Here is a 2,261-nt window from a genome sequence, read left to right on the forward strand (position 1 = left end):
GAGCGCCGAGAAGCATCTCTTTTACGGTCTGTTCGCTCACGGCACCGTACTTTTCAAGCGTCAGTTCTTCTACCCCGAGCCATTCGTGTTTAATTCTGTTGGCGTATGTTACAACGCTTCCGTCAAAACAGTTGCTTGATCCGCTTATTTTCGTAAGGTTGCTTGCTATGAGCCCTCCCGTACAGCTTTCTGCGAATGTTATTTTTTTAGGGGGAAGGCTGTTTACGATATGTTCGAATAAATTACCGAAAACGGTATACGGGATAATGTTTAAAATTTCTTTTTTAACGATATTTTCAAGCTTTTCCGTAACGATTTCTACAAATCCTCCTTCGTTTTCCATAATAATGTATGAGAGTTTATGGGCGTTGAATATGGGTTCTAAAAACATATTTACCGTTTCTTTGTCGAATTTAAAAACATTAATGCTTTCGTATTCGGGTGTGATAATGAAAATTTCCGGAACTTTATCTTCAAGCAAAATTACGTTTATGGGATGGTAATAATCGATAAAAAAACTGTTTTTTGAATATTTGGAATGCTCCGGAATTAAAAAATCGTCTTTAACGATAAGCTGGCGGTTTGTAAGGTTTGCCAAAATTCTCGCCACCAAAGGGTACGTTTTTTTGTTTGTAATTATAATCGTCTCATCGTGCGGTTTGAAATCTATATCGAATGTATCAATGTATTTTAAAGAGTCATACTGAACTTTTTTTAAAAATTCCTCTTTTAACGCGTTTTTAAATTTCCATTCTTTGCCTACGAAGATTATTTCCATTTTTCACCTTTGTGATATAATTAAGATATTGTATCAAAAAGGAGAAGTTATGAAAAAAAATTTGCCGGAGTTTAATTTGCCAAAAGATAAAGTGTTTAAAAAAAACGGTAAAATTAAGAGCGATTTTTATGAAAAGGAACTTTTAAAGCTTCAGATAGAGCTTGTAAAACTTCAAACGTGGCTTAGAAACAATAATAAAAGAATGCTTGTGGTTTTTGAAGGGATAGATACGGCTGGAAAAGACGGAACGATTAAAAGAATACTCGAATACCTTAATCCGAGGTTTGCAAGAAGCGTGGCGCTTGACAAACCGAGCGACAAAGAAAAAACCCAGTGGTATTTTCAGCGTTTTGTGCCTTACTTTCCGGCGGGAGGGGAAATGGTACTGTTTGACAGAAGCTGGTATAACCGTGCGGGTGTGGAGAAGGTGATGGGCTTTTGTACGAGGGAGGAATATCTTAAATTTATAAGACAGTGCCCCAGATTCGAAGAAATGATAGTGGATGACGGTATAAAATTTTTTAAATACTGGCTGAATATTTCCAAAGAAGAGATGTATAAAAGATTAAAAGCGCGCGAGACGGATCTTCTTAAGAAGTGGAAACTTTCGACGCTTGATTGGAAAAGTTACGAACATTATGAAGATTATCAAAAAGCCAAAGAGGATATGTTCGCATCCACATCCACGCCTTACGCACCCTGGGTTATTGTGGACGCTAATGATAAAAAAAGAGCGAGAATTAATGTAATAAGGGACATTCTCTCCCAGTTCGAATATGACGAAAAAGAGTATTTTTACCGTCCGGACCCGGATATTGTTAAAGTTGTTTCGCACATCGAATAATGTTTAAATGTTGTAATGGAAAATGTAAAATGTAAAAAATATAATTTCATTTTCCATTGTTTAATTGTCCATTTTCCATTAAAAGTTATGGTATAATACCTTGCAAAAAAGGAAAACCTCAATGGATTATAAAGATACTCTTCTTTTGCCTAAAACCACCTTTCCGATGCGCGGAAACCTTCCTCAAAACGAGCCTAAAAGATATAAAAAATGGTTCAGTGAAAACGTATATGAAAGAATGAAACAAAATAGAAAAGGAAACGACAAATTCAATCTTCACGACGGTCCTCCGTATGCAAACGGGCATATCCACATAGGACACGCACTTAATAAAATTTTAAAAGATATGATTGTTAAATATTACTATTTTCAGGGGTTTGACGTAAGATACACTCCGGGATGGGACTGTCACGGGCTTCCGATTGAGCAGCAGGTTGAGAAAAAAATAGGACGTGAAAAAAAAGAGAGGCTTCCTAAAAGCAAGGTAAGGGAGCTTTGCCGTCAGCACGCCGCTAAATTTATCGAAATTCAAAAAGAAGAGTTTCAAAACCTCGGAGTAATAGGGGACTGGGACAATCCTTACAAAACCATGGATTTCGAATTTGAAGCCAATATTTATAAAGCTTTGGCTGAAATTGC

3 protein-coding genes are annotated in these 2,261 nt (G+C 36.5%); 2 read left to right on the plus strand and 1 reads right to left on the minus strand.

Going from position 1 to position 2,261, the window contains the following annotated elements:
- Nucleotides 1–778 (minus strand): CinA family protein (locus tag ACXJIE_RS07655; protein WP_456480379.1); only part of this gene is annotated, 778 nt, incomplete at its 3' end.
- 49 nt (nucleotides 779–827) lie between these two features.
- Here ACXJIE_RS07655 and ppk2 point away from each other — a divergent pair.
- Both ppk2 and ACXJIE_RS07665 read left to right on the plus strand, forming a co-directional pair.
- Entirely contained in the window at nucleotides 828–1,622 is a 795-nt protein-coding gene (gene ppk2, locus ACXJIE_RS07660; RefSeq protein WP_456480380.1) for a polyphosphate kinase 2, read from the plus strand.
- Nucleotides 1,623–1,743: 121 nt separating this feature from the next.
- The coding region (locus tag ACXJIE_RS07665) for a class I tRNA ligase family protein (protein WP_456480381.1) at nucleotides 1,744–2,261 on the plus strand (518 nt) is incomplete at its 3' end.

The sequence above is a fragment of the Nautilia sp. genome, assembly GCF_053994455.1.

Coding starts and splice junctions, on each gene's coding strand:
- ppk2 (WP_456480380.1), top strand. CDS start 828: ATGAAAAAAAATTTGCCGGAGTTTAATTTGCCAAAAGATAAAGTGTTT.